35 protein-coding genes, 1 tRNA gene and 1 pseudogene are annotated in these 22,397 nt (G+C 56.4%); 19 read left to right on the top strand and 18 right to left on the bottom strand.

Annotated elements, in window-relative coordinates; genetic code table 11:
• On the bottom strand, positions 1–158 hold a 158-nt coding region (locus KUA11_RS02795), incomplete at its 3' end, for a FliG C-terminal domain-containing protein (protein WP_302480861.1).
• On the opposite strand from KUA11_RS02795, the gene KUA11_RS02790 reads away from it, so the two are divergent.
• The 8 genes from KUA11_RS02790 (at position 129) to KUA11_RS02755 (ending at position 8,622) form a co-directional block, all read left to right on the top strand.
• On the top strand, positions 129–620 hold the full coding sequence (locus KUA11_RS02790; protein WP_217408651.1) for a FliH/SctL family protein: 492 nt from the start codon (positions 129–131) through the stop codon (positions 618–620). The genes KUA11_RS02795 and KUA11_RS02790 overlap by 30 nt on opposite strands.
• Positions 617–940 (top strand): flagellar motor switch protein FliN, encoded by a 324-nt coding sequence (gene fliN, locus KUA11_RS02785; RefSeq protein WP_217408652.1) that lies wholly within the window; start codon positions 617–619, stop codon positions 938–940. The genes KUA11_RS02790 and fliN overlap by 4 nt, the downstream gene beginning before the upstream one ends.
• A gap of 12 nt (positions 941–952) precedes the next feature.
• Positions 953–2,290, top strand: a complete 1,338-nt coding sequence (locus KUA11_RS02780) for a sigma-54 dependent transcriptional regulator (RefSeq protein WP_217408653.1) — start codon at positions 953–955, stop codon at positions 2,288–2,290.
• Complete coding sequence (flhA, locus tag KUA11_RS02775; RefSeq protein WP_217408654.1) at positions 2,287–4,443, top strand: flagellar biosynthesis protein FlhA; 2,157 nt, start codon at positions 2,287–2,289, stop codon at positions 4,441–4,443. The genes KUA11_RS02780 and flhA overlap by 4 nt, the downstream gene beginning before the upstream one ends.
• A 43-nt stretch (positions 4,444–4,486) precedes the next feature.
• A complete protein-coding gene (locus KUA11_RS02770; RefSeq protein ID WP_217408655.1) occupies positions 4,487–5,614 on the top strand; it encodes a flagellar biosynthesis protein FlhF in 1,128 nt (375 codons plus the stop codon).
• An 11-nt stretch (positions 5,615–5,625) separates the two neighbouring features.
• The gene (locus KUA11_RS02765; protein ID WP_254454579.1) at positions 5,626–6,540 is read left to right on the top strand and encodes an AAA family ATPase; all 915 of its coding nucleotides are present in this window, start codon (positions 5,626–5,628) and stop codon (positions 6,538–6,540) included.
• Positions 6,541–6,634: 94 nt separating this feature from the next.
• Positions 6,635–7,441 carry an NAD kinase gene (locus tag KUA11_RS02760; protein ID WP_217408869.1) on the top strand — a complete coding sequence of 269 codons (807 nt, stop codon included), beginning with the start codon at positions 6,635–6,637 and terminating at the stop codon, positions 7,439–7,441.
• A gap of 17 nt (positions 7,442–7,458) precedes the next feature.
• A complete protein-coding gene (locus KUA11_RS02755; RefSeq protein WP_217408656.1) occupies positions 7,459–8,622 on the top strand; it encodes a serine hydrolase domain-containing protein in 1,164 nt (387 codons plus the stop codon).
• Positions 8,623–8,701: 79 nt separating this feature from the next.
• Here KUA11_RS02755 and KUA11_RS02750 read toward each other — a convergent pair whose 3' ends face one another.
• Both KUA11_RS02750 and KUA11_RS02745 read right to left on the bottom strand, forming a co-directional pair.
• A complete protein-coding gene (locus KUA11_RS02750; protein WP_217408657.1) occupies positions 8,702–9,721 on the bottom strand; it encodes a ferritin-like domain-containing protein in 1,020 nt (339 codons plus the stop codon).
• A gap of 103 nt (positions 9,722–9,824) precedes the next feature.
• Entirely contained in the window at positions 9,825–10,511 is a 687-nt protein-coding gene (locus KUA11_RS02745) for an ATP-dependent Clp protease proteolytic subunit (protein ID WP_194303362.1), read from the bottom strand.
• A 142-nt stretch (positions 10,512–10,653) separates the two neighbouring features.
• Between KUA11_RS02745 and KUA11_RS02740 the strand changes: the two genes are divergently transcribed.
• Together KUA11_RS02740 and KUA11_RS02735 are read left to right on the top strand one after the other, a co-directional pair.
• Positions 10,654–11,709, top strand: a complete 1,056-nt coding sequence (locus KUA11_RS02740) for an OmpA family protein (protein ID WP_217408658.1) — start codon at positions 10,654–10,656, stop codon at positions 11,707–11,709.
• 80 nt (positions 11,710–11,789) lie between these two features.
• Positions 11,790–11,865, top strand: a tRNA-Glu gene (locus KUA11_RS02735).
• A gap of 63 nt (positions 11,866–11,928) precedes the next feature.
• Here the strand turns inward: KUA11_RS02735 and KUA11_RS02730 are convergent.
• The 8 genes and pseudogenes from KUA11_RS02730 to KUA11_RS02695 form a co-directional block, all read right to left on the bottom strand.
• The gene (locus KUA11_RS02730; RefSeq protein WP_368040889.1) at positions 11,929–12,975 is read right to left on the bottom strand and encodes a tyrosine-type recombinase/integrase; all 1,047 of its coding nucleotides are present in this window, start codon (positions 12,973–12,975) and stop codon (positions 11,929–11,931) included.
• A 14-nt stretch (positions 12,976–12,989) separates the two neighbouring features.
• Positions 12,990–13,214 (bottom strand): annotated as a pseudogene (locus KUA11_RS17830) (helix-turn-helix domain-containing protein); the annotation flags it as partial.
• On the bottom strand, positions 13,163–13,507 hold the full coding sequence (locus KUA11_RS02720; RefSeq protein WP_217408661.1) for a hypothetical protein: 345 nt from the start codon (positions 13,505–13,507) through the stop codon (positions 13,163–13,165). The pseudogene KUA11_RS17830 and the gene KUA11_RS02720, both read right to left, overlap by 52 nt.
• Complete coding sequence (locus KUA11_RS02715) at positions 13,483–13,914, bottom strand: hypothetical protein (protein ID WP_217408662.1); 432 nt, start codon at positions 13,912–13,914, stop codon at positions 13,483–13,485. The genes KUA11_RS02720 and KUA11_RS02715 overlap by 25 nt, the downstream gene beginning before the upstream one ends.
• Entirely contained in the window at positions 13,911–14,168 is a 258-nt protein-coding gene (locus KUA11_RS02710) for a hypothetical protein (RefSeq protein ID WP_217408663.1), read from the bottom strand. The genes KUA11_RS02715 and KUA11_RS02710 overlap by 4 nt, the downstream gene beginning before the upstream one ends.
• Positions 14,165–14,392: a hypothetical protein gene (locus KUA11_RS02705; RefSeq protein WP_217408664.1), complete on the bottom strand. Its 228-nt coding sequence runs from the start codon at positions 14,390–14,392 to the stop codon at positions 14,165–14,167. The genes KUA11_RS02710 and KUA11_RS02705 overlap by 4 nt, the downstream gene beginning before the upstream one ends.
• The gene (locus KUA11_RS02700; protein WP_217408665.1) at positions 14,389–14,679 is read right to left on the bottom strand and encodes a hypothetical protein; all 291 of its coding nucleotides are present in this window, start codon (positions 14,677–14,679) and stop codon (positions 14,389–14,391) included. Before KUA11_RS02700 ends, KUA11_RS02705 begins: the two co-directional genes overlap by 4 nt.
• A 5-nt stretch (positions 14,680–14,684) precedes the next feature.
• The gene (locus tag KUA11_RS02695) at positions 14,685–14,921 is read right to left on the bottom strand and encodes a hypothetical protein (protein ID WP_217408666.1); all 237 of its coding nucleotides are present in this window, start codon (positions 14,919–14,921) and stop codon (positions 14,685–14,687) included.
• 87 nt (positions 14,922–15,008) lie between these two features.
• Here KUA11_RS02695 and KUA11_RS02690 point away from each other — a divergent pair, with 87 nt between their 5' ends.
• Positions 15,009–15,236 (top strand): hypothetical protein, encoded by a 228-nt coding sequence (locus KUA11_RS02690; RefSeq protein WP_217408667.1) that lies wholly within the window; start codon positions 15,009–15,011, stop codon positions 15,234–15,236.
• Here KUA11_RS02690 and KUA11_RS02685 read toward each other — a convergent pair.
• From KUA11_RS02685 to KUA11_RS02660, 6 genes are all read right to left on the bottom strand, one after another.
• Positions 15,217–15,765, bottom strand: a complete 549-nt coding sequence (locus tag KUA11_RS02685) for a hypothetical protein (RefSeq protein ID WP_217408668.1) — start codon at positions 15,763–15,765, stop codon at positions 15,217–15,219. The two genes, KUA11_RS02690 and KUA11_RS02685, sit on opposite strands and share 20 nt — an antisense overlap.
• A 141-nt stretch (positions 15,766–15,906) precedes the next feature.
• Positions 15,907–16,125 (bottom strand): hypothetical protein, encoded by a 219-nt coding sequence (locus tag KUA11_RS02680; RefSeq protein ID WP_217408669.1) that lies wholly within the window; start codon positions 16,123–16,125, stop codon positions 15,907–15,909.
• Positions 16,122–16,514, bottom strand: coding sequence for a hypothetical protein (locus KUA11_RS02675; RefSeq protein WP_217408670.1), 393 nt, complete (start codon positions 16,512–16,514; stop codon positions 16,122–16,124). Before KUA11_RS02675 ends, KUA11_RS02680 begins: the two co-directional genes overlap by 4 nt.
• Positions 16,511–16,882, bottom strand: coding sequence for a hypothetical protein (locus KUA11_RS02670; RefSeq protein WP_217408671.1), 372 nt, complete (start codon positions 16,880–16,882; stop codon positions 16,511–16,513). The genes KUA11_RS02675 and KUA11_RS02670 overlap by 4 nt, the downstream gene beginning before the upstream one ends.
• 195 nt (positions 16,883–17,077) lie before the next feature.
• Complete coding sequence (locus tag KUA11_RS02665) at positions 17,078–17,437, bottom strand: hypothetical protein (RefSeq protein ID WP_217408672.1); 360 nt, start codon at positions 17,435–17,437, stop codon at positions 17,078–17,080.
• A 1-nt stretch (position 17,438) separates the two neighbouring features.
• A complete protein-coding gene (locus KUA11_RS02660; protein WP_217408673.1) occupies positions 17,439–17,711 on the bottom strand; it encodes a helix-turn-helix domain-containing protein in 273 nt (90 codons plus the stop codon).
• Positions 17,712–18,046: 335 nt separating this feature from the next.
• Between KUA11_RS02660 and KUA11_RS02650 the strand changes: the two genes are divergently transcribed.
• Positions 18,047–18,541, top strand: coding sequence for a hypothetical protein (locus KUA11_RS02650; protein ID WP_217408675.1), 495 nt, complete (start codon positions 18,047–18,049; stop codon positions 18,539–18,541).
• Between the two features lie 294 nt (positions 18,542–18,835).
• On the opposite strand, the gene KUA11_RS02645 is transcribed toward KUA11_RS02650, so the two are convergent.
• Entirely contained in the window at positions 18,836–19,114 is a 279-nt protein-coding gene (locus tag KUA11_RS02645) for a hypothetical protein (RefSeq protein ID WP_217408677.1), read from the bottom strand.
• A 146-nt stretch (positions 19,115–19,260) separates the two neighbouring features.
• On the opposite strand from KUA11_RS02645, the gene KUA11_RS02640 reads away from it, so the two are divergent.
• The 7 genes from KUA11_RS02640 to KUA11_RS02610 are packed head-to-tail and all read left to right on the top strand — an operon-like array spanning position 19,261 to position 22,394.
• The gene (locus KUA11_RS02640; RefSeq protein WP_217408678.1) at positions 19,261–19,611 is read left to right on the top strand and encodes a hypothetical protein; all 351 of its coding nucleotides are present in this window, start codon (positions 19,261–19,263) and stop codon (positions 19,609–19,611) included.
• Positions 19,608–19,787 (top strand): hypothetical protein, encoded by a 180-nt coding sequence (locus KUA11_RS02635; protein WP_217408679.1) that lies wholly within the window; start codon positions 19,608–19,610, stop codon positions 19,785–19,787. Before KUA11_RS02640 ends, KUA11_RS02635 begins: the two co-directional genes overlap by 4 nt.
• Positions 19,784–19,951, top strand: a complete 168-nt coding sequence (locus KUA11_RS02630; RefSeq protein WP_217408680.1) for a helix-turn-helix domain-containing protein — start codon at positions 19,784–19,786, stop codon at positions 19,949–19,951. The genes KUA11_RS02635 and KUA11_RS02630 overlap by 4 nt, the downstream gene beginning before the upstream one ends.
• Positions 19,944–20,144 carry a hypothetical protein gene (locus KUA11_RS02625; protein WP_217408681.1) on the top strand — a complete coding sequence of 67 codons (201 nt, stop codon included), beginning with the start codon at positions 19,944–19,946 and terminating at the stop codon, positions 20,142–20,144. The genes KUA11_RS02630 and KUA11_RS02625 overlap by 8 nt, the downstream gene beginning before the upstream one ends.
• On the top strand, positions 20,137–20,577 hold the full coding sequence (locus KUA11_RS02620) for a helix-turn-helix transcriptional regulator (protein WP_217408682.1): 441 nt from the start codon (positions 20,137–20,139) through the stop codon (positions 20,575–20,577). The genes KUA11_RS02625 and KUA11_RS02620 overlap by 8 nt, the downstream gene beginning before the upstream one ends.
• A 3-nt stretch (positions 20,578–20,580) precedes the next feature.
• Complete coding sequence (locus KUA11_RS02615) at positions 20,581–22,110, top strand: replicative DNA helicase (protein ID WP_217408683.1); 1,530 nt, start codon at positions 20,581–20,583, stop codon at positions 22,108–22,110.
• Positions 22,107–22,394: a hypothetical protein gene (locus KUA11_RS02610; RefSeq protein ID WP_217408684.1), complete on the top strand. Its 288-nt coding sequence runs from the start codon at positions 22,107–22,109 to the stop codon at positions 22,392–22,394. The genes KUA11_RS02615 and KUA11_RS02610 overlap by 4 nt, the downstream gene beginning before the upstream one ends.
• Positions 22,395–22,397 lie beyond the last annotated feature (3 nt).

Raw genomic sequence — 22,397 nt, 5'->3', positions numbered from 1 at the left:
TCGATCTCGCCCTGATTGGCTAATTCCTTGATAGTGGATACGATTTCTGCCTGCGCTGCGTCTACGTCCTTGATTCTTACGGGGCCCAGTGATGTGATCTCATCCTGAAGGATTTTTCCCGCACGCGAATGCAGGTTGAACAGGAAAAGAAAGAGCAAGCAGAACAAGAAAAAACCGATCTACTGCGGATAATAAATGAAGCTCTTAGCGATATCCGCACACAAATGGGGGCGCGACTAAAAAATTATGCCGAAACCCTCGCTTCAACCCTGATTTCGACAGCAGTATCGGCTTTTCCACAATGGCCAGAACATGATAATACGTTTTGCTCTGCCACATTGCTTCAGGAAATACTTCCTTTATTTACAGGCGATTTCCGTGTCGTGCTCCGTCTACATCCGCACAACGTCGAAATTCTGGAGGAAGAACTTTCCTCACAGAGTTCCGTCGACAGATCCTGGCTTATTATCGAACCAGATACCGCAGTGCAAAAGAGCGATTTCGAAATGAAATGGCCCGATGGAGAACTTAAACGCAATCTTGGCGATCTTTCTGAAACCATTCTTATGGCACTCTCCACAAATACCACTACCAGTCTCTCAACAGGATCCGCCTCATGAGCACTCAAGCAACCGTTGACGATCTCAACCAGTTCGAAGACGCCGCCGAACCATCAAACGCTGCTCCTCTCCATGGGATTGAAGCTGTTTACGATATACCGGTCACGGTGAGTGCGGTTCTGGGACGTAGCACCATGCAGGTCAGTCAACTGCTGAAACTAGGACGTGGTGCTGTTGTCGAACTTGACCGGAAGGTCGGGGAACCAATTGATATTTATGTCAATAATCGTCTGATCGCACGTGGCGAAGTCGTGATGGTCGATGAAAGCCGCCTTGGCGTGACAATGACAGAAATCATCAAATCAGAAAAAGCAGTTTAAGGCACACATACAATGCGGGTTCTGATTGTCGGCACCCTGTCCGGTGAGTTGGGAAAAGCTGCCTCTATCGTGCTGGAACGTGGCGCGCGCGTCGATCACGTCGAAACAGACGCGCAGGCCATCGTACGCGTATGCGAGCAGGGAGATCACAAACTCATAATTTGTAGCCCCGAAACGAATATCGCATCGCTGGTAGCGTCCTTGCGACGCGAACGTATTGCGATTTCAGTTCTCGCCTGCGGTCCGGAAGACCCTGTTCTGGCAGCCAAAGCCATTGAGAGCGGAGCTGAGGACTACATTCCATTACCGCCAGACCCTGACATCATTGCCGCTTTCATCCAAAACGCCAGCGACGACACATCACCTCTTTGTGCTGTTGATCCGGCGATGAGAAATATTGTCGCAAAAGCCGAGCGTATTGCCTCATCCGATGCATCCGTCCTGATCACTGGGGAATCAGGAACAGGTAAGGAAGTAATGGCTCGACATATTCACGAAACATCTCAGCGTGCCAATGGTCCTTTCGTGGCACTAAATTGTGCTGCCTTACCGGAAACACTTGTAGAATCCGAACTGTTCGGTCACGAGCGTGGCGCCTTCAGCGGCGCTACAGCCCGACGGATCGGACGTTTCGAAGCTGCAAATGGGGGCACGCTCCTGCTCGATGAAATCAGCGAGATGGATATTCGGCTACAGGCCAAACTTCTCAGAGCCATTCAGGAGCGAGAAATCGATCGTCTCGGCGGCAATACCCCTGTTCCGGTAAATGTCCGACTCATTGCCACCTCCAATCGCGATTTGCCGATGGAAGTAGAAGCGGGTCGCTTCCGAGAAGATCTTTATTTCCGGTTAAACGTCGTGTCTCTACTTCTGCCGCCGCTACGCAACAGACCGCAGGACATCCCATTCCTCGCCACCCATTTTGCCCGTCACTACAGCATCATCAATGGCCTTCCTCAACGTCCCATTTCCAATGACGCCATGCAAAATCTTGAACATTGCAGATGGCGTGGAAATGTTCGCGAACTGGAAAATGCGGTTCATCGTGCTGTCGTAATGGCTACAGGATCGGAGATCAGTATCGAAGCTTTCGATCTTCCACTTGCGACCATTCCAGATTCTTCTGCCTCCACAGAAACAGCCGAACGCTCTCCATGGGTAGGACATAAGATGGAAGAGGTTGAACAGGCCCTGATTCTTGACACTCTTAGCCACACTGAGGGCAACCGGACCCATGCCGCCTCTCTTCTTGGCATTTCCATACGCACCTTGCGCAACAAGCTGAGAGATTATACCGATCGGGGCGTAACCGTGCCGCCTCCCACGCATGGACTGGCCACGCCGCAATGAGTGAAACAGCCAAGTCACCGGTGAATGCCACGCGTAACTCTTTCGCGCGCCGCATCGCGTCCCTGAAATCTTTCGATATTCGCTCTCTGCGACATGGCGGTTGGCGTCAGTTTCTACCGGGCTCCGATGTGGGACTGGCGATGGGCGTTGCCGTCCTTCTGTCCATTCTTGTTCTCCCTCTTCCAACCATGGTGTTGGATGTCGGATTGGCTCTTTCCATCACGGCATCTGTTCTAATCCTGATGGTAGCTCTGTTCCTCCAGCGCCCTCTTGATTTCACCTCTTTTCCCACACTGTTGCTTCTCACGACCCTTCTACGCCTCTCTCTCGAAGTCGCCACGACACGGCTCATTCTCGGCCATGGCAATGAAGGTGTTTACGCAGCAGGACATGTGGTCGCAGCGTTCGGTGGTTTTCTGATGGGAGGAGATGTCGTCATCGGCGGCATTCTTTTTTCCATTCTGCTCGTCGTGAACTTCATGGTCATCACAAAAGGTTCTGGACGTATAGCAGAAGTTGCTGCCCGTTTCTCTCTGGACGCCATGCCGGGAAAACAGATGGCCATTGACGCCGAACTGGCTTCCGGCGCCATTTCGGACAAGATTGCCCGACGCAGACGGCGGGAACTGGAAGAGGAAAGCGGCTTCTATGGCTCCATGGACGGCGCTGCGAAATTCGTGCGTGGAGATGCCATCGCGAGTATCATCATCACAGCGATCAACATTATCGGTGGCCTGACGATCGGTGTTGTTCGGCATGGCATGCCTCTGGCCGATGCGGCCTCAGCCTTCACGACACTCACCATCGGTGACGGTCTTGTTTCTCAGATTCCGGCGCTCCTCGTCTCCACGGCTGCCGGCATTGTCGTGACAAAAGGCGGAACGGAAGGAGCCGCAGACGCCACGTTGATCCGCCAATTGGGAGGAAGTCCGAAACCTCTTTCACTGGCAGCCGGGATCGCCGCTGTTATGGCTCTTATGCCGGGACTACCCGCACTTCCTTTTCTTGGACTGGCGGGACTGGCAGGGGCCGCAGCATGGGCACGACACGAACGCCCCCTTTCCAATGATGAAGAGGAAGAGGCGACGACCACCGTCGCAGCGCCAACCAATTCCGAACCGCCGATAACGGATTCATTGCGCATCGACATGATCCGTCTGGAACTCGGCTTTAGTCTGCTGGGGCTCGCCAGCGGAGAGTCTCCTCAACTTACCGAACAGATCCGCATCCTGCGTCGCACAATTGCCAGTGAAATGGGCTTTATCCTTCCCCCCGTACGAATACAGGACAATCTGCAGCTCAAACCGGATCAGTATTCAGTGCGCATCAAGGAAATCGAAGTCGGCTCAGGCGAGGTGCGGCCCAATCATCTTCTGGTCATGAATCCCCAAGGCGGTCTTCCTATTCTTGAAGGCGAAGTTACCAAAGAGCCAGCCTTCGGACTTCAAGCTATGTGGGTGGACACCAGCCTGCGGGAAAAAGCCACGTTTGCGAACTATACGGTGGTCGATCCGGCCAGTGTGATGGTTACTCATCTGAGCGAACTGGTCCGCGAAAATCTTTCTGAATTACTGACTTATGCTGAAACACAGAAACTCCTCGATGAAATGCCTCGTGACCAGCAAAAACTGGCGTCCGATCTCATCCCATCCCAAATATCGCTCGGAGCAGTGCAGCGCGTTCTGCAGGCCCTCCTTGCTGAACGGGTATCGATCCGTGATTTGCCGACAATTCTCGAAGGCATACAGGAAGGCTGCGGTCAGGGCCTGCGCGCGGTCCCACAGATTGTCGCCCATGTACGCACACGCCTTTGCCGTCAGATCAGCGCCTCATTGACCGGCCCCGAAGGCTACATTCCCATTGTGGCGCTCGGACCAAACTGGGAAGCCGTATTCATGGACAGTATGGTCGGGCCGCCGGAAGATCGCCAGTTGGCCATGGCTCCCAGCAAACTCAACGATTTCATTACACGCCTGCGGGCCGTTCTGGATCAGGTCTCCTCACAGGGTGAGTCTCCTGTCCTTGTTGTAAACGGCAGCATCCGGGGTGCGATGCACGCCATTATGGAACGGCTTCGTCCAGCCACCCCTGTTTTGGCCCAGAGCGAAATCGCTCCGCGCGCCCGAATTCGTACCGTTGCAACCATTCAGTAAGTTTCAGGAAGGATAATCACACGACGTATTTTCGGAAAAAGTCATGAAACTGAGAACTTTCACTGGTCCTTCCATTCAGGATGCCGTCCGCCAGGTTCGCGCCGCACTGGGGGAAGCAGCTCTCATTCTTTCAGAACGTGTTACGCCAACGGGCGTGGAATTAATTGCGGCAGCGGATCCTTCCAATGCTCAGCAAACAGTCCCCCCCCAAAAAGCCTCTTCATCAATTGTCGAACGCCCCCTTACCGAAGGCATGTTCGACCGAGAAACATTGGTGTGGCACCGCATTCCGGACGTACTCATTGATGAACTGCTGGCGGATCCATGTAGCGTTGCCCTTTCCCGATTGGTGCGTTTTGGCTCCTTTTCATTCGCTCCGGGCAAATCCCCTCTCGCGCTGGTAGGGCCTGCCGGATCAGGCAAAACCCTCTCAGTCGCCCGGCTTGCCAGCCGCCTGGTGCTCTCAGGCATAACACCACTTGTCATTACCACTGATCGTGAAAAGGGAGGCGGGATCGAACAACTGGCGGTCCATACGCGCCGTCTCGGCATTCCTCTCATCGCGGCTCACGATACCCGCACCCTCAAAAGAGCGCTTAGCCAGCGGCAAAACGGTCAACCGGTCCTGATCGATACAGCCGCGGTCGATCCTTACGATCCGGAAACCCATGCTGTTCTTCTGGAACTTGTGGCCGCAACCCGTGCCCAGTTATGTCTTACATTGCCCGCAGCGCACGACACAGAGGAAACGGCGGACATTGCAGAAGTATTCTGCAAGGCAAACACGCACATGATGATTGCCACCCGTCTGGATCAGGCCCGACGTATCGGAAACATTCTCACTGCTGCAGCCTGCGGACTTGTTTTAACAGAAGCCGGTATCAGCGATGCAGTCGCCGGTGGTCTGGTACGCCTTACTCCGCAACGGCTGGCACAGCGTCTGTCTTGTCGCTTAGCCTTCCCCGACAACAGTACAGGATCCACCTCGGATAACGCCACTCCTGTCTCAATAGAGACTTCTCTCGCTTCGTCTTCCTCATCACGACCACCTTCTCCGGTTCAGAAGCTCACCTCTGTTACGCATCCTCCCCGAACAGACACCTTTCCATCCTTTGCCACAACGATTGCACGAGCGAACGTGGCCGAATCAAAAGCAATGCCTGTGACATGAAAGAAGATTCCATGAACAAGGCGACTTTTCCCTCGGTTCCCCGGCCCTATACACGCGCTCTTATGCAGCGACATCAAGTTCCGACGCCACTGACTACGGCTTCCGCTCCCAAACAGGTTTCGACTCCACATGTTGTAGCGATTGCCTCAGGAAAAGGCGGCGTGGGCAAAACGTGGTTTTCCATCACCCTTGCTCACGCGCTCGCTTCCAACGACACACAACAGCGCGTCCTGATCGTCGATTGCGATTTCGGGCTGGGAAATGTGGATGTCCAACTCGGACTTCACCACAAATACGACCTTACACATGTGCTGCGACGCGAAATCCCGATCGAAGAAGCCATCGTTCCTGTCAAACTTCACAATGATGGTGCCCATTCGACAAACTGCATAGATGTATTGCCCGGCCATTCAGGGTCTTCCACCCTGAGGCTTCTGCAACCCGACTCCCTACGGTCCCTGCTGGAGCAGATTCGTGACCTTAGCGGTTATGATGTGATTCTTCTGGATTTATGCGCAGGCATAGACTGGAGTTCGCGAATGATTGCCGCCGCCGCCGATACGCTTCTGGTTGTGACCACCGAGGAACCGACCGCCCTCACCGATGCCTACGCTGTGCTCAAACTGGCAGTTCGCGATCGGCGGCAGGATGGACACACGATCCCAAATGCCTGGATCGTTATCAATCAGGCCTCGGGAAATCGTTCGGGGCAAGCGACTTTCGATATATTGAACCAGTCCTGCAAACGCTTCCTGAGCTTTTCGCCCCATCTGGCTGGCGTCGTGCGAAAAGATCGACGTGTGTCGGAAATGATTCGCCGTCAAAGCTCCTTCCTCGGCACTTTGCCCACCTCCAATACGGCAACCGATGTTCTTCGTGTCGCTCACCAACTTGTCGCCGATACCTTCCCCGCACTCGTGAACTGATACGTCTCCACCAGCACGAACCGTGCAGGATTATCGCTCGCTGCCCATTCATGAACTCTGGCGTAACAACGGCGTCAACGATACAGGCGATAGGATGAGCAGCGACATCTCCGACTCCCCATGGATCGATTCCGGACCGCCCAGCAAACTGGCATTTGTAGCGGCTCCTACACCTACTGCCCGAACAGGGCTGGAACGTCTGGTCAGTCGGTACGGCAATTGCGCTCCAGCCGACGCCGAAGTGGTCGTCTGCCTAGGCGGAGATGGCTTCATGCTTGAGACGCTCAGAAGCATGATGGATCATGACGTGCCGGTTTATGGCCTCAATTGCGGGTCTGTCGGATTTCTCATGAATCCTTTCGACGAGGACGGTCTGCAAAAACGCCTGAAACAAAGCCAAAGCGCCATCCTTCATCCGCTCCACATGCGAGCGACCTGCGAAGATGGTTCGATTCATGAGGAAGATGCGCTCAATGACGTTTTCCTTTTTCGACAGACCCGTCAGGCAGCCAAGATTCGCATCGATATCGACAGACGTGAACGCATGCCGGAACTGATCTGCGATGGCGTTCTTATTGCTACTCCCGCTGGCTCCACGGCCTACAACCTTTCAGCTCACGGTCCCATCGTGCCGCTGTCCGGTAATTTGCTTCCCCTCACGCCCATCAGCGCCTTTCGTCCGCGCCGCTGGCGTGGCGCTCTCCTTCCTTCCACAGCCATCGTGACCTTCACGATCCTTGAGAAAGAAAAGCGCCCTGTAGCTGCTGTGGCGGATTCTACCGAAATCCGCGATGTAGTGGAAGTGACTGTGCAGGAAAATCGCGAGCGCTCTGTCATGGTGCTGTTCGATCAAGGACAAACGTTGTCAGAACGCATCATCACCGAACAGTTCTCAGCCTGATCGCAGGATACGCATTCATGTATCGCCGGACCCTTCTAAACCGCCTTCAAGGGACGCTTCTCTGCAGCTTCTCGGGGCTGGCCGCCTGCGCAACACCCTCCATACGCATCTCTTCGTTCATGGCTGTAGATCGTTTGGTTGACGAGGCTATCGCTCGGAAGGACATACCGGGTGCCGTGGTCGCAATCGGACATGAAGGGAAAATCGTTCATCGCTTTGTGGCTGGCCACCGCGCAATAGAACCCAATGTGGAACCCATGACATGGGACACGCATTTCGACATGGCCTCACTGACAAAGGCCACCATCACTGCACCTGCTCTCATGCAATTCTGGGAAAAAGGACTGTTCCAACTGGACGACCCGGTGGCGCGCTATCTTCCTGCCTTTGGCTGTCGTGGCAAGGAAGCCATCACCATTCGGCAATTGCTCACACATTTTTCCGGTCTTCCGCCGGATCTGGATCTTTCCACGCCTTGGAATGGCAAGGAAAGCGCCATCCAACGCGCCATGACAAGCACGCCTACGCAAACTCCGGGAACGCGCTTCGTATACAGTGACATCAATTACATTGTGCTTGGGCTGTTAGTGGAAGCATTCAGCAATCAATCGCTGGACGGCTATGCGCAAGAGCATATCCTGACCCCGCTCGGCATGTCGCAATCCGGCTTCATGCCCTCGCCTACCCTGCGCGCCCTGATCGCCCCTACTCAGTATGACGAACACCATGTGCCGTTGCGTGGCGTCGTACACGATCCGACAGCCCGTAGAATGGGCGGCGTGGCCGGACATGCCGGATTGTTTTCAACGGCGGACGATATGACTGGTTATGCCGCCAATCTGCTGGCGCGTCGAGCCAATAGACCAAGTCTCTACCCGCTCAGGTCGGATACAGTACGCCTCATGACCTCACCCCAATCACCGGTGGACTCACGCGATGTTCGCGGGCTGGGATGGGATATTGCCACTCATTACTCAACACCCCGAGGCGATGTCTTTCCCATCGGCTCCTTTGGACACACAGGCTATACCGGCACATCACTCTGGATGGACCCGACAAGCGACAGCTTCGTGCTGATCCTCACCAACCGCGTGCACCCGCTGGATATTCATGGCAAAGCCATTGTCCAGTTACGCCGGGACATCGCGACTGCGGCGGCACGGGCTCTTTTATCGACCTGATTTCTGTAACTCGTTAGCCATAACAAAAAACATCCCGGCAGACGCAAGGTCCTGCCGGGAGCCATCACAACACATCAAATCAGGCGACTGAGGGAATAGCCTCAATCTCGGACGCCAGACGCGGCTTGCGTCCCACCAGACGTAGCGCCCACAAAATGAAGCGCGCGATATTGGGGGCAAGCTTTGGACGCACAAGACGAGCATCATACCCAGCAAAGCGCTTGGCGTTTTCCATCTCACATATCTGCATGAAGTCAGCCAAAGTGATGTCCTGATTGGTCATCTCTTTGGTGCCATTGACTGTGAAATTGTTGTCCTGCGTGTGTTCCTGCCCATCAGCGTCCACCGACACGGCAAGCCCCAGACGCTCGTAAATGAGGAATGCCCAGACAGCGAGCACCTTCAGTTCAAACCACGGACGTTTCCACGCTGGCATCACCGCACGATACCAGGCCAGCCAGTTGGCGAAGAGAAGGATGTGCCGACATTCTTCCTGCATCACGGGTTCGAATGTCTCGATCAGTTCGGCTGGGAAGAAACCCGACGTCTGTGCAACTTTGAACATGCCAAACGCGAAGAAGCTGTCCACACATTCCGAGAAACCGGTGACCAGATAGGCCCACTCGACATCCTTGGGCTCGACGTAGGGAGGCTCCGGCGCCATCGGAATCCCATACGCCTCGACGAGCTTGCTCAGAACCTCCTTGTGACGGTTTTCCTCCCACGCATTGCGCGAGATGGCGTCCTTCATGTCAGGATCCTGCACCAGCCGGGCATAGGCCGCCATGCGCAGACGTGCCTTCCCTTCCGTCTGCACGGCAATGTCCCAGATCGGCAGAGACGTTACACGTTTGAGAACATCGGGCGGCAGTTTGGGCCAGTTGATGACGGATGGACGATAAGGATTGAACGTCTCCCGGAACATCGCCGCCACGGCCTGCTTGTGCTCGGGAGACCCAGGACGCAGCGGTCCCGGAATGGACGAACTCCAGTGGCGGGAGCGGTAATCGGCTTCCTTGACGGCTTCTTCGCTTGGCGGCGGCGGAAGGTCGTCAATGCTATCGGGAAGCTTCGTGTAGATATCGGCAAGCGCGGTCATATTCCACGTAACCCATGTTGGAGACGCGGGCCCGCGGAAAAGCGGCCCGCATCCAGAGGATGGATCGGCTCCATACCAGTCACAGGCATGGACAACCTCCGCGTTAGTGGATGTCGGAGGGGCGCGAAATGATCCGTGTCACAAGGCCGTAAGAAATCCCTTCCTCGGCCGACATCCAGTAGTTGCGGTCCGTGTCCTTGCAAATCTTTTCGTAGGACTGCCCCGTCTCACGCGCGAAAAGACGGTTAAGACGCTCCCGCATCTTGACGATTTCACGTGCCTCGATGTCGATATCCGTCGCCGGCCCACGCACGCCGCCCATCGGTTGATGGAGCAGGAACCGCGTATTGGGCAGACAGAAACGGCGATCCTTATGTCCGGCCGCAAAGATAAGCGCACCGGCGGAGGCGACCCACCCCGTGCCGATCATGTTGATCGGAGCAATGGAATCCACAAAGCGGATCATATCGTGGATCGTGTCTCCACTCTCCACATGACCACCGGGGGAGTTGACATAAACATCGATCGGCTTGTCGGACGTGCCTGCCAGCGCCAGCAGACGTCCCGTCACATCACGCGCGATCTTGTCATTGATGCCACCGAAAATCAGCACCTTGCGCTGATCGAACAGGCGCTTCTCAAGCTCACCGATTGGCGAGGAGAGGGTTTTATTCTCATCCGGCTCTTCCTGCTCCGGACCTTCAGGGGCCGGAATGTCAGGGGTATCCGGCTCGTCATCGAATCGGATCTGCCCGGCGGTGACATCGTCCATGATGCGGGTGGCGCCCATGAGGCGAGCCTCCTTACTTTAGGTTGTACAATTTCACACCCCATCCTGCGCTGCCGGGCTTCCGATGCCAAGAGGGGGTTTAATGATGAAGGATATATAGGAACTCTCGCCAGAAAACCTACGCCCCGGTAAGAACCAAGAAATGACCGTCTCCGCCTCACACCCTGATATCCGATCCGTCCTCATTCTCTGGGGATCAAGACTACGTTTGGGTGCGCTCACCTTGCCTGTGCTGCTCCTGACCGGCTGTCAGAATCACCATGACATCATCGATTCAACCGTGGACTGGTACCACCGGCAGGAAGGCGGCCTCATCGCCACGCAGCGCCCGCCACCACCCGGAGTGAACGGGCCTTACCCACGTGTGGGTCTGACACCCACGACAGCGCCCGAACTGCCCTCACCCGAGTTGCGGCAGGACATCACCAACAACCTGCTACAATCGCGTAATTTTGCGCAGCGGATGGCCGTCCGAAACGGCACACTCACGCCGGACATCCCTCCTCCGCCAGTGCAAGCCAAGACGGCCACTCCTGCAACGCCAGGGAAACCCGGAGAAAACGGCCAGCCCGCTTCGCCCTTGCCTGACGGAGCGATGGGGGCAGTCCTCGACGCTGCGGATTCGCCCGAACCAACCTCTTCTTCCACAAGTCCATCACCTGTAGCGGCCTCCCCACCGTCCCCTGTCGTTGCGCCTACAGGTTCCAAGTCTTCTAAAACACCGGACGAACCCGAAATTGCGATGCCAGAATTTCGAGGCAATGCGCCCAAGGTCGCAACGGAAGTAGAAGGGCCTTTGCCAGACGTTCCGAGTGCGCCACCCGCCGCTCCTTCCATTGCAGGCTTTGCTGTCCCCTCGGATGCCAATCTGAAAGATCCTGTAAAACCTGATTACGATCTTTCTACTCCCGAGGGGACCATCATCACTTTCCTGCCTCAGTCGGATCAACTCGCCCCCGGACAGGATGCTGCTCTCGACAAACTCGTACAATCTCGTGGCAACGCCCTCTTCTATCTGCACTGTAGTGGCGAGACGACTTCGATGGATCCGGCCGACCAAGCGCAGGCTGTGCAACTTGGCCTACTTCGTGCCCGCACGCTTTCTGCTGCGCTGACACAGCGCGGTGTGCCGGCTTCAATACTGCACATCAGCAGCTCGGCTTTTGGACCGGGCGCGCGCGTGAGCACCAAGGGCTAAGAAAAATTTGCTGAAGAAAAGTTTTTTATTTCTGGCCCTTGACGCTCCTATCCCCTCGGGGTAATCACCGCCTCGCCTCTGTCCCGTTCGTCTAGAGGCCTAGGACACCGCCCTTTCACGGCGGCAACACGGGTTCGAATCCCGTACGGGACGCCATTGATTTTAATGGCTTTTGGCTTTTCCTCTGAGTTTCTTTGATGTTCAGCTGAACATCTACCGTCAGAAATTCAGAGAGGACGCGACGCCTTTCAGATATTCAGGATCGAACTTGCGGTAGACCTTTCTGAGGGTCTGCGGATCTGTGGCCAGCCAGTCGGCCGCTTGGTCAATCGGAACCTTGTCCATCGCGAACCACGACGCGATCGAATGTTTCAGATGATGCGGGGTCGGTGTCCACGATAGACCTGCGCGCTCGCAGAGTTTCTTAAACGACCAGCGCAGACCGCACGGCACGGGCCGTCCGTTGAACTGGATGACATAATCGCACTCACGCATCCGAAATGCTTCCTCCAGAATTTCTCTGAGGCGATTTGTCATGGGAACGATTGATCGACGCTTAGCTGTCAGATGTCGTCCAGGCTCTTGAAAGTCTATCATGCCGGTCTGAAAATTGACCCGGTCCCAGGTCAACGAAAGGATTGATCCTTTTCGCGCTCCGGTGAACATGGCCACGGCCACGAAAACCTTCACATGCGGTGTTTCCGCGGCCTCCAGCAATTTCCTCGCCTCACCTTTCGTCAGATAGCGATCGCGGGGTGCGCTGTCTCGTGGTGCCGTAAGTGCTGGAGGCTTTGCCAGCCGGCCATCTTTCCAAGCCTGCCTAAGGGCCGCACGCAGCACGTTGAACTCTCGCCGCAGTGTTCCGTCTGCCACGCGCACCAGCTCATGCGGCTTATCCGGTGCGCTGCGCGGATTCCTTTTGCGATAGCGTGTCGCGGCATATTCATCCCAACGATCCTGTCCAACCTGATCGACACGAAGATGGCCAAGGCCTTCATGGAGAGGGATTGAAGCTTCCTGTAATCGTGTAAGCGCTTCCACCTTGCCCATTCTAACCTTGATGTAGCGCTCAAGTGCTTCACCTACCGTGTATTCCTGCCGGCAGGAAAGCATTGCGCGCTCGAAGTCGGCTAGATCCCGGCGAGCGCGTTTTTCATCCGAATGTCCCGTAGAGCTTCTCTTGCGCTGTTCGCCTTCGTACCAGACGATACACCACTTGCCGCGATAAAGTTCGAGGAACGGATATTCTGGTCTTTTGCGGGGCACAGGTGTTTCTCAATAAAAGCGGTGATATCACTGGCGCGAAAGCGGATACTGCGTCGCCCAAGGCGATAGGAAGCAATTGCACCGCATCGCGCATATTTGCGCAAAGTCTGAGGATGAAGACTCATCATTTCTGCCGCCCGATCAACTGTCAGAAGTCGATCAGAAATCGGGCCATCTATACTTCCCTTCACGCTGCCTCTCCTTTCTTCTCTTCGATGATCTCGGCCTCTTCCGCCCATCCCTCGATTCGCTTGCCGGCGTCATCCTGCTCGAGAACGCATTCCGGGAACCGGATCGTCCAGTCGCGGCCGTCCGTTGCATCGGCTTGGAACATTCCTTCGCCTGCCGACCTCACCGTCAGTTCCCAGCCCGGCAATCCATCCGTGCTGGACCCGACGATGGCAGCTCGGCCCTCGATGCGTGTGCGACGACAACTGCGGAAGCCAATTGGCCATCTCATGGCCGTGTCCATGAGCATCGCGCTGTAAAGCCCATTGTCGATCGGCGTTAGGGAGAGGTGGTAGCGGGGCATTGCAACCTCTCTCCCGCGGTCGATCCATCGAACCCAGTCAGGTGGGCAAAACAAACTAGATGTATCTCGCGGATTTCTTCGTATCCCCAACTGGCTACGCCACCGTCAGTCCAAATCCCTCGCCGGCCGTCGTCCGTTTCATGCGCAGAATCCCACCATGCGACAGAATAGAAATCCCCACACCACACGAGAATCCGAGTTCCGGTTTTCGGTGCGTCACGGATCGGCCGCCACATCGCGCCAAAGGCGGATTTTAGGGCAGATTCCGCTCTTCTTGTGTATTCACCACGGTCTTTATCAAACCGAAAATCAGTCACCGATTGAAGTGTTGGAACTCCAACCAATGAAGCATCGAAGTTGGCCATTGCGATCGCCGCCGCCTCGATCATTTCTGGCGTCGGGGTCATGCGTTCCTCATCGGGAGCGCGGCGCCCCGCTCTGCACGCATGCACTTGATATAATCGAAGACTTCCTTCGCATCTCTATGCATGGTTCCTGGAATAGCATTGATGTTGGCGTGCATACTTCCAAGATCTGGACTAGCGGTGGCGAGCGCCAGATTCAGACAGTGTGTTAGCGCCGCGATGCCATTTACCACGTTGTGCCCCGCCATCAGCGTTTGGATCTGTAACGCGAGGGTGTCGCAATCTCTCTTGCTCATGACCGCCCCTTCTCGACCAGTACCAGAACCATCAGCGCCATCAGGACGACGACGATCGCGTTGAAATGCAGCCCGAGCACATAGCTCCAGATAACAGCGCCCAGATCCCGGCCCATCTCAAAGGCAAGTCCCCAGACCATCGCGCTCAGAAGCAAAATCGAGGCCCACACGCCAACCAGGAGCGGATCAATTCCGGATCTTGGCGTCAGATGAGGCGATCTCATGACGCAGCGCCTCCCGTAATGCAGTAAGGATGCCACGCCCGGCTCGGAACCGGCACATGCGGAGCCGCACTGACCCATGTCGGCGGGCATGTCAGTTCCATGCCACTATCCAGCATGATGACATGCTCAATCGTGCGACCCGAGATCGTCTTGATGGCGACTTCACGGCCTGCCATCGGTTCCGCAAAAGCCTGCCGGCGCCCAGATGGATCGCGAACTGTCACGGGACGATTGCGCTTCTCGATGCGCGTATGAGAAGCGAACGTAAAACCAGGAGAAATCTGCATGTGTGTTACTCCGCCCACACGTCGACATCGACGGGGCTGATGTGGCGTTTGAGGATGGCGGCCTGATCGCGGAAGCACCGCGCAACATTCAGCCAAGCCTCAGACGCCGGAATGAAATTACGTGTTCGACAGTCCTGCGCGGCCTCTTCAAAGGCATCTGCAAGGGATAAAAACTGTCCCGTCAGATTGACCAAAGCCTGGTCCGGGCACGGGCAGCGTCGAATTGCTTCAAGCGGGCTCATGACGCACCCCGCATGCCGGAGCGACAATTGTCAGCCGCCCCGGCCGCTTCCATCATTGCGGTGTGAACTCCAGCAATGAGGAAACCTATGTCTGACGAGAAAAACCAAAACGAAAAACCAGCTTCGGAAAGAAGACCGCCAAATTTCGGTGAAATCCCGCTTTTTCGGCAAGATACATCCGATAAGGGCGCCAACATACCGCCGTTAACGATTGGCGACGTCGTCAATCCTTCTTCTGAAAGCGTCCGTGAGGCGACTAAATTAGCGCGCCAGATCTCAGGCACCCTACGAGGACTTACCGGCCGAAAATTTTGACCATAAAGCCACCCAGCACCGCCACAACCGGTGTTGTGATCAGAATACAGACCGACAGCCGGCTGCATTTCCCCATTTTTCGGAGATGCCGCTTGTTGTCGGCTATTCCCTGTTCCAGCGACTTCAAGCGTCCAGTAAGAACCGAAATCTCTGTAAAACGCCCAGAATAGTCCGTAATTAACACTTCCCAATCTGCCGGAAGTATGCCCGCATGCGCCCACGTTCTGACGCAGATTACATAAACACCCACACACATGGACGAGACGCAGCCAGCCAGACCGATAATTGCCGCAGTTTTCATGGGAACTGACAACAAAGAAGAAAGAGGTGCGCTCACCAAAACCACTGATATTGGCAGGCACCAACCAATAACCGATGTGACTGTTTTTACGAGACTTTCGCGAGATGATTGCGTTTCCGCGAGACAGGCTTCGGCAGATTTCACCGCCTCTCGCGTTGCCCATAGCGGAAAATCTTCCCCACACGCTCCGACGTCTATTTCTAATGGTGGGGCAGCTGGGTCGGTCATGCGTGAAGACTTCTGATTTTCTGGAGCGTACGGATGAGCGTTTGTAGCACGGCCCCTCGGAATTGTGGGTGCTATGGACCGTCGAGCCGGGCGCATTGGTCGCTTGGACATCGGCAATCCTCATGTCTGTATCAGTTGCGCTCACACCGCCCCTCCCTGCTGGAGTGCGACAGCCTCTTCTTCGTCCCGTATGGCGTTCACGCACGAACCGGACGCGATCAGGATCTGGCATCGCGCATTTTCGTCGTAACGGCCGGCTCGCAGAAGCTGGGCCATTACTTCCAACAACGCTGCCTGCGCCTGCAGTCGATGCATTGACGCTTTCAGTGTCCGGACTGTTTCGGGTGTTGGAGTGGTCATGATGCCGGTCCTGGGCGATCGATCTCGACATTGCCTGCGACGATCTCAAGCGCGACGCGATGAGCGATGAGTTCGTCCGCGACGAAGCGCAGGCGCAACAGACGGTCGGTCGGCATCTCGTAGGGAGATCGAGTGCCGATGTTGAGGGCGATATCCTCGAACATGCTCTGCGCGAAGTTTATCCCCTCACGGACCTGGCTCTCCCCATGGTTAGGGCCGTCATGCGCGGTCTGAGCACCGCTCGCCTCGGTAGCAATCTCCTCAGCGCGGCGAGCGACGGTAGACGCAAGCGAGAGGACGGCCTGCGCCATCGGGAACGGTGGATCGTTGTCGCGGAATTCGCAGAAGACTATCCCGTAGGCCAGCGTGTAACGCGGCTTGGCGCTCATACCGGATACTCCAGACTGGAGATGTAGGTGAGCGTCTCAGTGCGAACATGAAAGCACTCGCCAGACCGATCACGGACAAACCTTCGGCCGTCCCGATCATGTTCGCCCGTTACAAACACCACGCCGAGACCAGGGGTCGGAACCCAGTCTCCGAATTTCCATTCGTGCGAAGGCTTTGCCGAAAGTTTGGCAAGCTGGGCTTTCAGGTCGGTGTTTTCTTTGGTGAGCCACTCGTTAGCGGCTCGCAGCAGCTCGATGCAGTCAACGAGCCTATCGCCGCTGGCGATAAGTGTATGAACTGCGGCGACCAGAGCGGCCTGTTCGTCGTTCGGGTGCTGCGACGGGGTGTCTGAGCTTTTGTTGAGCACGTTGGGTCTCCATCACGTGGGGTGATGGAGGAACACATCCAACATTTTGTTGGGTATGTAAACACCAAAACGTTGGATTGCGTTCTACATGTGTTCATTTTGGTTGTATGACCTGCACTCACTTTGGCTGCATGACGACACGATTCCGCGCCATGACAACACCGAACACCGCAAGAAACGAAGTGGCGTCGGTAACTACATATGTTGCCAAAATTTACTTTTGCGCTCGGCGGCCTCATTCCGTATGCTATTAAATTCTTCCGTATAAATATGCCCGTCATCAACGCGAGAAAAATACGCGTATTCGGCGATTTTCATAAACGCGTCATGTACTTTTCTTTTATCAAAATCATAACTTATAATCAGATGAAGAGCCACACTCTGTGCTTTAAGTGCTGCATATGCATCAGGATCTTTTTCAAACGGATCATCTGGTGAAAAAAACAATGAACTTGGATATTTATCACAGTCAACAGGCAGGTTTTCTTTAAGGTCAACAACAAAATCTTCTGTATGTGTATTAAATACAACGCCACAATCTTTTGCGAATATCATTTTATGCCGCCTTGTCTATATCGCCTGCAATAAGTCCGTTGAGATTTACACCTGTTACACGCCGAATAGACGCCAAAACACTTAAAGGCGGCTCACGAATGCCTCTTTCATAAGTCCCATATCTTTCCGGTTCAATGCCAAGCAGTTCGGCAAATTCTTTTTGAGTGATACCGGGATTTCCGGTTTCCTGACCAAAGGCATGCCGCAACATTCTCAGCCTCGCAGAAAACTGAGCACGCACATCGGATGCAGGAATCTTCGTCGCTCTTGCCATGCTGAAGTGTGTGCCTAGTTGCATGCTAATTTCACGGGACATTATGTCGTTGCAAAATCCAACGTTTTGTTGGATACCACTCTCATGAACGCGATTAATCGTAGAATTTCCCAGGGAAGCGTTGTCCCACAGGATGCGGCAAGGCGCCTAAACGTTTCGCTTGAAACCGTACGACTGTGGCGCTGTGGGAAAAGGAAAGTTTCAGTGGGCCGGGTCGCCGATGTTTGTGCGATTTTTGGAATTACCCCGGAAGACGTTCGCCCCGACATCTTCGGTCCCTCTCCATCCGCTGAACCTCCAGCCATCACACCCGGACAACCCGAGGGAGCCGCGGCATGATCGATCATGAACTGCCCCCCGAGCTGGCGCTTGAGGTTCTGCGCTCGACGGCTGTGGAGCTTGGCTTTCTGATCACTCGTCCTGAGGACGCTGGCCTGCTTGCCTTAGGATCAGATAGCTCGCAGCAACTGCTTCAAAGACTTTCGAAGCAAGCCCAGGCACTCCCTGTGGAAGATGTTGTGCAATCAGCGTTTCAGGAACTTGGACTTTCAGAGTTCCTGACCACGGAATGCGTCCATCGCATCCAGTCAGACGTATTTTTACTTCTGCTTGCCCGTCTGAGATGCCTTCGCCTTCGCGACGTACGGACAGAAGTTTTAGCGTCATGGATGGAAGCTGATCAGTCATCGAATGGCACTCCAAATAGTGACGTCTCTCTGACGGCTGTCGCTGATGACGAAGTTCGCGACTGGAAAGATAGCCTCACAGAGAGAGCGCTTGAGGTTGAGGTCTTTCAGGAGCGGTGTGCAACAGGAGACGCCGCGGCATGAGCGATCAACGACGCACTGTGCAACAGGAACTTGCGGCGGTGGCGGAGCGAGAGCGTCAAAGAAATCGCGAGCAAGCACGCATACTCGACAAATTGCGGGAGGCTCGCCGCGCCGAAAACAAAGTTATGGTGAAATGGTGGGCACCCTATTCTGGCGAGATCCGTGAAGTTCTTGGAGACTCTCCCGATGTCTCCTCGACTGCCGGTGCCGAACGGTTCGTTTCCGAGGGTCGAGTTCGGGTAAACGGTCGAAAAACGCTCGATAAGCGCCGGGTGATCAAAAAAGGAAGTGTAATCACTGTCCATGCGTTCCCGATCGGCGACGCCGATAAATTGCATCTTCAAGATCATCTGCAAGAGTGCCGAGCATATGGTCATGCCCAGCCGAACGCAGGTTGGTGTTCATCTGGCGGAATGACTGGGAAGACGTTTCGCTCATGAGATCACGCGCCTCATCAAATAGGCCGTTGTCATCGTGGGCGAGCAGCATGGCCACCATTCGTGACAGCGTCTGGACGCGATATTCAAGCGTGTCGATGCGTGCTTCCAAAAGTTCGCGATCCGTTCGGTTCATAGAATCCTCCATGGTTGTGTTTGGCGACCCCATGGTGGGCCGCCACGACCGGAGCGCCAAGGCTCCGGTCGTGATGCGGTCATTCGCTTCCCCTTCTCCAGTTGCTCCTGTCCCCGCAGGCAACAATGGCAGGAAGGACACCCAAGATGTTGGGTATCTCACCCAAGAACGTGGGTATTTCACCCAAGACGCCGGTGCAGACGATGTCCGGTAGCACCCTCACCGATCAGTTCCAGGACATGGTCCGCGAGGAGGTGGCGGAGCGTCGCGCGTCCGGTCTCAAGGGCGCGTTTCGTGAGGTCGCGCGTATTTTCGGTCTGACGGAACGCCGTGTGCGGGCTGCCTGGAACCGGGAACTGCGGAGCGTGCGAGCGGAAGAATGGGAGGCGGTGCGCACACGACGCCTCGCGTCCCTGCGCGCCCGGCAAGAGCATATCGCGGCGGAACTGGCCGCGCTCGAGGAAGAATTCGCGACGCATGATGCGGGGTTCCGATGAAGGAACAGCTGCTTGCGCTCGTGCTCGTCGCCGGCATGTCGGCAGGCATTGCCTTCCGGTACCGGCTCGAACTCACCCAGCTTTGGATCCGGCGTGAAACGCGCGTGATCCGGCGCCGTCTCAGGCGGCTGCGTCGCCTTGAGCGGTTCGTCTCAGGAAGGATTCCCCCGGCATGATGTCATCGGACCGCATCGCGGCGTCCGTTCGCGCCCTTTCCGAAAGGGGCTTCAGCATTCGCGCGATTGCGCGCGTGATCGGGCTGTCCGAGCGCCGCGTGAAGCAGCTGCGCAAACTTGCAGCCGATCAGCTTGATGGCGCGATGGTGGCCCAGAATGGCTAAGGTCCAGCCGCGCAAATTCGGCGCCGCACCGCGCAAGCGCCCATACAGTATTCCTCGCCGGCCGCTCGATCTTTCAGCGCTGAAGAAAGGCCACGTCCCGGCCGATCTGGACCATCAGGTGCGTGTATCGGGCGGAATGACCCGCGTGGATCCCTCGCTCATGAAGTGGTGCTGGGGGCTTTGGTATGTGTGAAGTCTCGGTTGGGCTCGCTGATTTTTACGGGAAACTGAATACAGCGATCCGCGACGCGGGTGGTGTGGCAAAGTTCGCGCGGCTTCACGGGCTGAATGAGCGTCGTGTTTACGAGACCCGCAATGCTGAGCGCATGCACGCGGCGGCGGCCTATGCTGTCGGTCTTCGTCCGGTCACCATGTATCCGGTCACGGGCCAGCGCGGCGCCTACGTCTCGCAGCGGCAGGTTTACGAAAAACTGAATACATTCGAGCGGAATTTTCCGACGCAGGTCGAGGCGGCCAAGCAACTTGGCGTGTCACGTCAGACGCTGAACAATATTCTCAACGGGCGTCGCGGGCTCGACAGTGTGCTTGCCGGCCTCGGATTTGGCGGACCGGTCACCCGTTTCATGAAAACCGCCCCCACCAAAAATCAAATTGCTGGAGAATAAACCGTGGCTGATGGCGGTCTCTTCACGAACGCTCTGCGTGAGCCACCGGCGAACGTGGATGCGGAGCAGGCGCTTCTTGGCGCGATCCTGACCAATAACAAGGCGTTCGCACGCGTTGATGACATCACTGAACCCGTCCAGTTCGCCGTGCCGATCCATGGTCGGATCTATGAGGTCTGCCGCAACCTGATCAACGCTGGCACGGATGCAAATCCGATTACGGTCAGGGCGCATATCGAGGGTGATCCGTTGCTCGGCCGCACCACGGCGCCCGATGTTCTCAAGGCGCTGCTGATCGCAACCGTCGGCATCATGAACGCGCGGGATTACGCCCTGACGATCAAGGATGCGTGGGTGCGCCGCCGCCTGTTTACCGCCTGCACGGAAACACTCGACCTCTGTTGTCGTCCGGGAGATGCCCTTGCCGGCGACATCGTGGACACGATCGAAACACGACTGCTGGCCTTGGCGCGTGGCATGGGTGAGGAGCAATTGACCGTCACGCTCGCCGACTCAATGGAGCAGGCCCGCCAGCAGGCACTGGAAGCCTCAAAGCGCGGTAGCGGTCTGGCTGGCACGACGTGGGGTTATCGGGCACTTGATCGCATGACAGGTGGCATGCTGCCGACAGGCATCTATGTGCTCGGCGCGCGGCCCGCCATGGGCAAAACCTCGCTCGGTTTCGGCGTCGCGATCCGCGCGGCCGCCGCAGGCGAGAGCGTGCTGTTCTGGTCGGGTGAGATGACGCCGCCTCAACTCGGTGCCCGTGCCGGCGCTGCGTGGGCGCATCTCTCCACACAGTCGGTCTTCACCGGACGTCGCTACGATGTCCCCGAAGATCTTGAGACGGGCGAGCGCGAGGAACTGACAAGCTGGCAATGGCGCGACCTCGAAGACGGCGAGCGCGCCGCGGCGGCACTGTCACTGGAGATCGACAGCCAACCGGCCATCACCGTTGCAAAGCTTCGGTCACGTGCGCGTCGAATGGCTCGCAGCAAGCGCGGCCTGCACCTGATCGTGGTGGATTACATCTCGCTTATGTCGTCTGGATCAGAACAGGCCGACATGAAACCCTATGAGCGCACGACGCTGGTGTCACGTCAGCTCAAGCAACTCGCCACCGAGTTGAAGGTGCCGATCATCGTGCTGGCGCAGCTCAACCGCGAGAACGAACGGCGCGAGGACAAGCGTCCCCAGCTGGCCGACCTACGCGATTCCGGCGCGATCGAGCAGGATGCGGACATGGTGATGTTCCTGCATCGCGAGCATTACTACCTGAAGAAGCTCGCGGATGGCGGTCTGCAGCGGAAAGACCGTGAGAGCAACGAGGACTATGCAAACCGATGCAGCGCTCTCGCCGCGCGCGTTGCCGGATCTGAAGGCAAGGCGGAAGTCCTGATCGCAAAGAACCGTCAGGGGCCGACCGGCACGTGCCATCTGAAATTCACCGATTACTCCACATGGTTCCGCGACACATTCGAGGATGATCGCGGCCCGGCGTGGAGCGTCCAGCGCGAGGATGAATTGCCATGAGACCGCTGCGCCAACGCCCCGGACGCCATGCCCGCGTCATCATGACCGATCAGAGGTGGCAATTGCTCCCGCTTGCCGCACGCGCCGCGTGGCTCCAGATCGCCGACATTGCCGACGCGATGCCGGAATTGCGGCAACCGCCCGCAGGCCGTGCTGTGTCTATAGCCGATCTGTGCCGCCTGCTGGCGGCTGATCCATCCGAATTCGAACTGGCGCTCACGCATCTCGTCGAGCGCCAGATCATGGAACCGGCCTTCGATGGTTTCCGGTTGAAAGCGTACTGACAT

Source organism: Acetobacter estunensis, assembly GCF_019083805.1.
Lineage (GTDB): Bacteria > Pseudomonadota > Alphaproteobacteria > Acetobacterales > Acetobacteraceae > Acetobacter > Acetobacter estunensis_A.
Note: the sequence above shows the minus strand (reverse complement) of the source record. Positions and strands in the feature narration are given on the sequence as shown.

Bases quoted from the DNA above. Each gene is read 5' to 3' on its own strand.
- KUA11_RS02790 (WP_217408651.1), top strand. From the start codon at position 129: ATGCAGGTTGAACAGGAAAAGAAAGAGCAAGCAGAACAAGAAAAAACC.
- fliN (WP_217408652.1), top strand. From the start codon at position 617: ATGAGCACTCAAGCAACCGTTGACGATCTCAACCAGTTCGAAGACGCC.
- KUA11_RS02780 (WP_217408653.1), top strand. From the start codon at position 953: ATGCGGGTTCTGATTGTCGGCACCCTGTCCGGTGAGTTGGGAAAAGCT.
- flhA (WP_217408654.1), top strand. From the start codon at position 2,287: ATGAGTGAAACAGCCAAGTCACCGGTGAATGCCACGCGTAACTCTTTC.
- KUA11_RS02770 (WP_217408655.1), top strand. From the start codon at position 4,487: ATGAAACTGAGAACTTTCACTGGTCCTTCCATTCAGGATGCCGTCCGC.
- KUA11_RS02765 (WP_254454579.1), top strand. From the start codon at position 5,626: ATGAACAAGGCGACTTTTCCCTCGGTTCCCCGGCCCTATACACGCGCT.
- KUA11_RS02760 (WP_217408869.1), top strand. From the start codon at position 6,635: ATGAGCAGCGACATCTCCGACTCCCCATGGATCGATTCCGGACCGCCC.
- KUA11_RS02755 (WP_217408656.1), top strand. From the start codon at position 7,459: ATGTATCGCCGGACCCTTCTAAACCGCCTTCAAGGGACGCTTCTCTGC.
- KUA11_RS02750 (WP_217408657.1), bottom strand. From the start codon at position 9,721: ATGACCGCGCTTGCCGATATCTACACGAAGCTTCCCGATAGCATTGAC.
- KUA11_RS02745 (WP_194303362.1), bottom strand. From the start codon at position 10,511: ATGGGCGCCACCCGCATCATGGACGATGTCACCGCCGGGCAGATCCGA.
- KUA11_RS02740 (WP_217408658.1), top strand. From the start codon at position 10,654: ATGACCGTCTCCGCCTCACACCCTGATATCCGATCCGTCCTCATTCTC.
- KUA11_RS02720 (WP_217408661.1), bottom strand. From the start codon at position 13,507: ATGCCCCGCTACCACCTCTCCCTAACGCCGATCGACAATGGGCTTTAC.
- KUA11_RS02715 (WP_217408662.1), bottom strand. From the start codon at position 13,914: ATGACCCCGACGCCAGAAATGATCGAGGCGGCGGCGATCGCAATGGCC.
- KUA11_RS02710 (WP_217408663.1), bottom strand. From the start codon at position 14,168: ATGAGCAAGAGAGATTGCGACACCCTCGCGTTACAGATCCAAACGCTG.
- KUA11_RS02705 (WP_217408664.1), bottom strand. From the start codon at position 14,392: ATGAGATCGCCTCATCTGACGCCAAGATCCGGAATTGATCCGCTCCTG.
- KUA11_RS02700 (WP_217408665.1), bottom strand. From the start codon at position 14,679: ATGCAGATTTCTCCTGGTTTTACGTTCGCTTCTCATACGCGCATCGAG.
- KUA11_RS02695 (WP_217408666.1), bottom strand. From the start codon at position 14,921: ATGAGCCCGCTTGAAGCAATTCGACGCTGCCCGTGCCCGGACCAGGCT.
- KUA11_RS02690 (WP_217408667.1), top strand. From the start codon at position 15,009: ATGTCTGACGAGAAAAACCAAAACGAAAAACCAGCTTCGGAAAGAAGA.
- KUA11_RS02685 (WP_217408668.1), bottom strand. From the start codon at position 15,765: ATGACCGACCCAGCTGCCCCACCATTAGAAATAGACGTCGGAGCGTGT.
- KUA11_RS02680 (WP_217408669.1), bottom strand. From the start codon at position 16,125: ATGACCACTCCAACACCCGAAACAGTCCGGACACTGAAAGCGTCAATG.
- KUA11_RS02675 (WP_217408670.1), bottom strand. From the start codon at position 16,514: ATGAGCGCCAAGCCGCGTTACACGCTGGCCTACGGGATAGTCTTCTGC.
- KUA11_RS02665 (WP_217408672.1), bottom strand. From the start codon at position 17,437: ATGATATTCGCAAAAGATTGTGGCGTTGTATTTAATACACATACAGAA.
- KUA11_RS02660 (WP_217408673.1), bottom strand. From the start codon at position 17,711: ATGGCAAGAGCGACGAAGATTCCTGCATCCGATGTGCGTGCTCAGTTT.
- KUA11_RS02650 (WP_217408675.1), top strand. From the start codon at position 18,047: ATGATCGATCATGAACTGCCCCCCGAGCTGGCGCTTGAGGTTCTGCGC.
- KUA11_RS02645 (WP_217408677.1), bottom strand. From the start codon at position 19,114: ATGAACCGAACGGATCGCGAACTTTTGGAAGCACGCATCGACACGCTT.
- KUA11_RS02640 (WP_217408678.1), top strand. From the start codon at position 19,261: ATGTTGGGTATCTCACCCAAGAACGTGGGTATTTCACCCAAGACGCCG.
- KUA11_RS02635 (WP_217408679.1), top strand. From the start codon at position 19,608: ATGAAGGAACAGCTGCTTGCGCTCGTGCTCGTCGCCGGCATGTCGGCA.
- KUA11_RS02630 (WP_217408680.1), top strand. From the start codon at position 19,784: ATGATGTCATCGGACCGCATCGCGGCGTCCGTTCGCGCCCTTTCCGAA.
- KUA11_RS02625 (WP_217408681.1), top strand. From the start codon at position 19,944: ATGGCTAAGGTCCAGCCGCGCAAATTCGGCGCCGCACCGCGCAAGCGC.
- KUA11_RS02620 (WP_217408682.1), top strand. From the start codon at position 20,137: ATGTGTGAAGTCTCGGTTGGGCTCGCTGATTTTTACGGGAAACTGAAT.
- KUA11_RS02610 (WP_217408684.1), top strand. From the start codon at position 22,107: ATGAGACCGCTGCGCCAACGCCCCGGACGCCATGCCCGCGTCATCATG.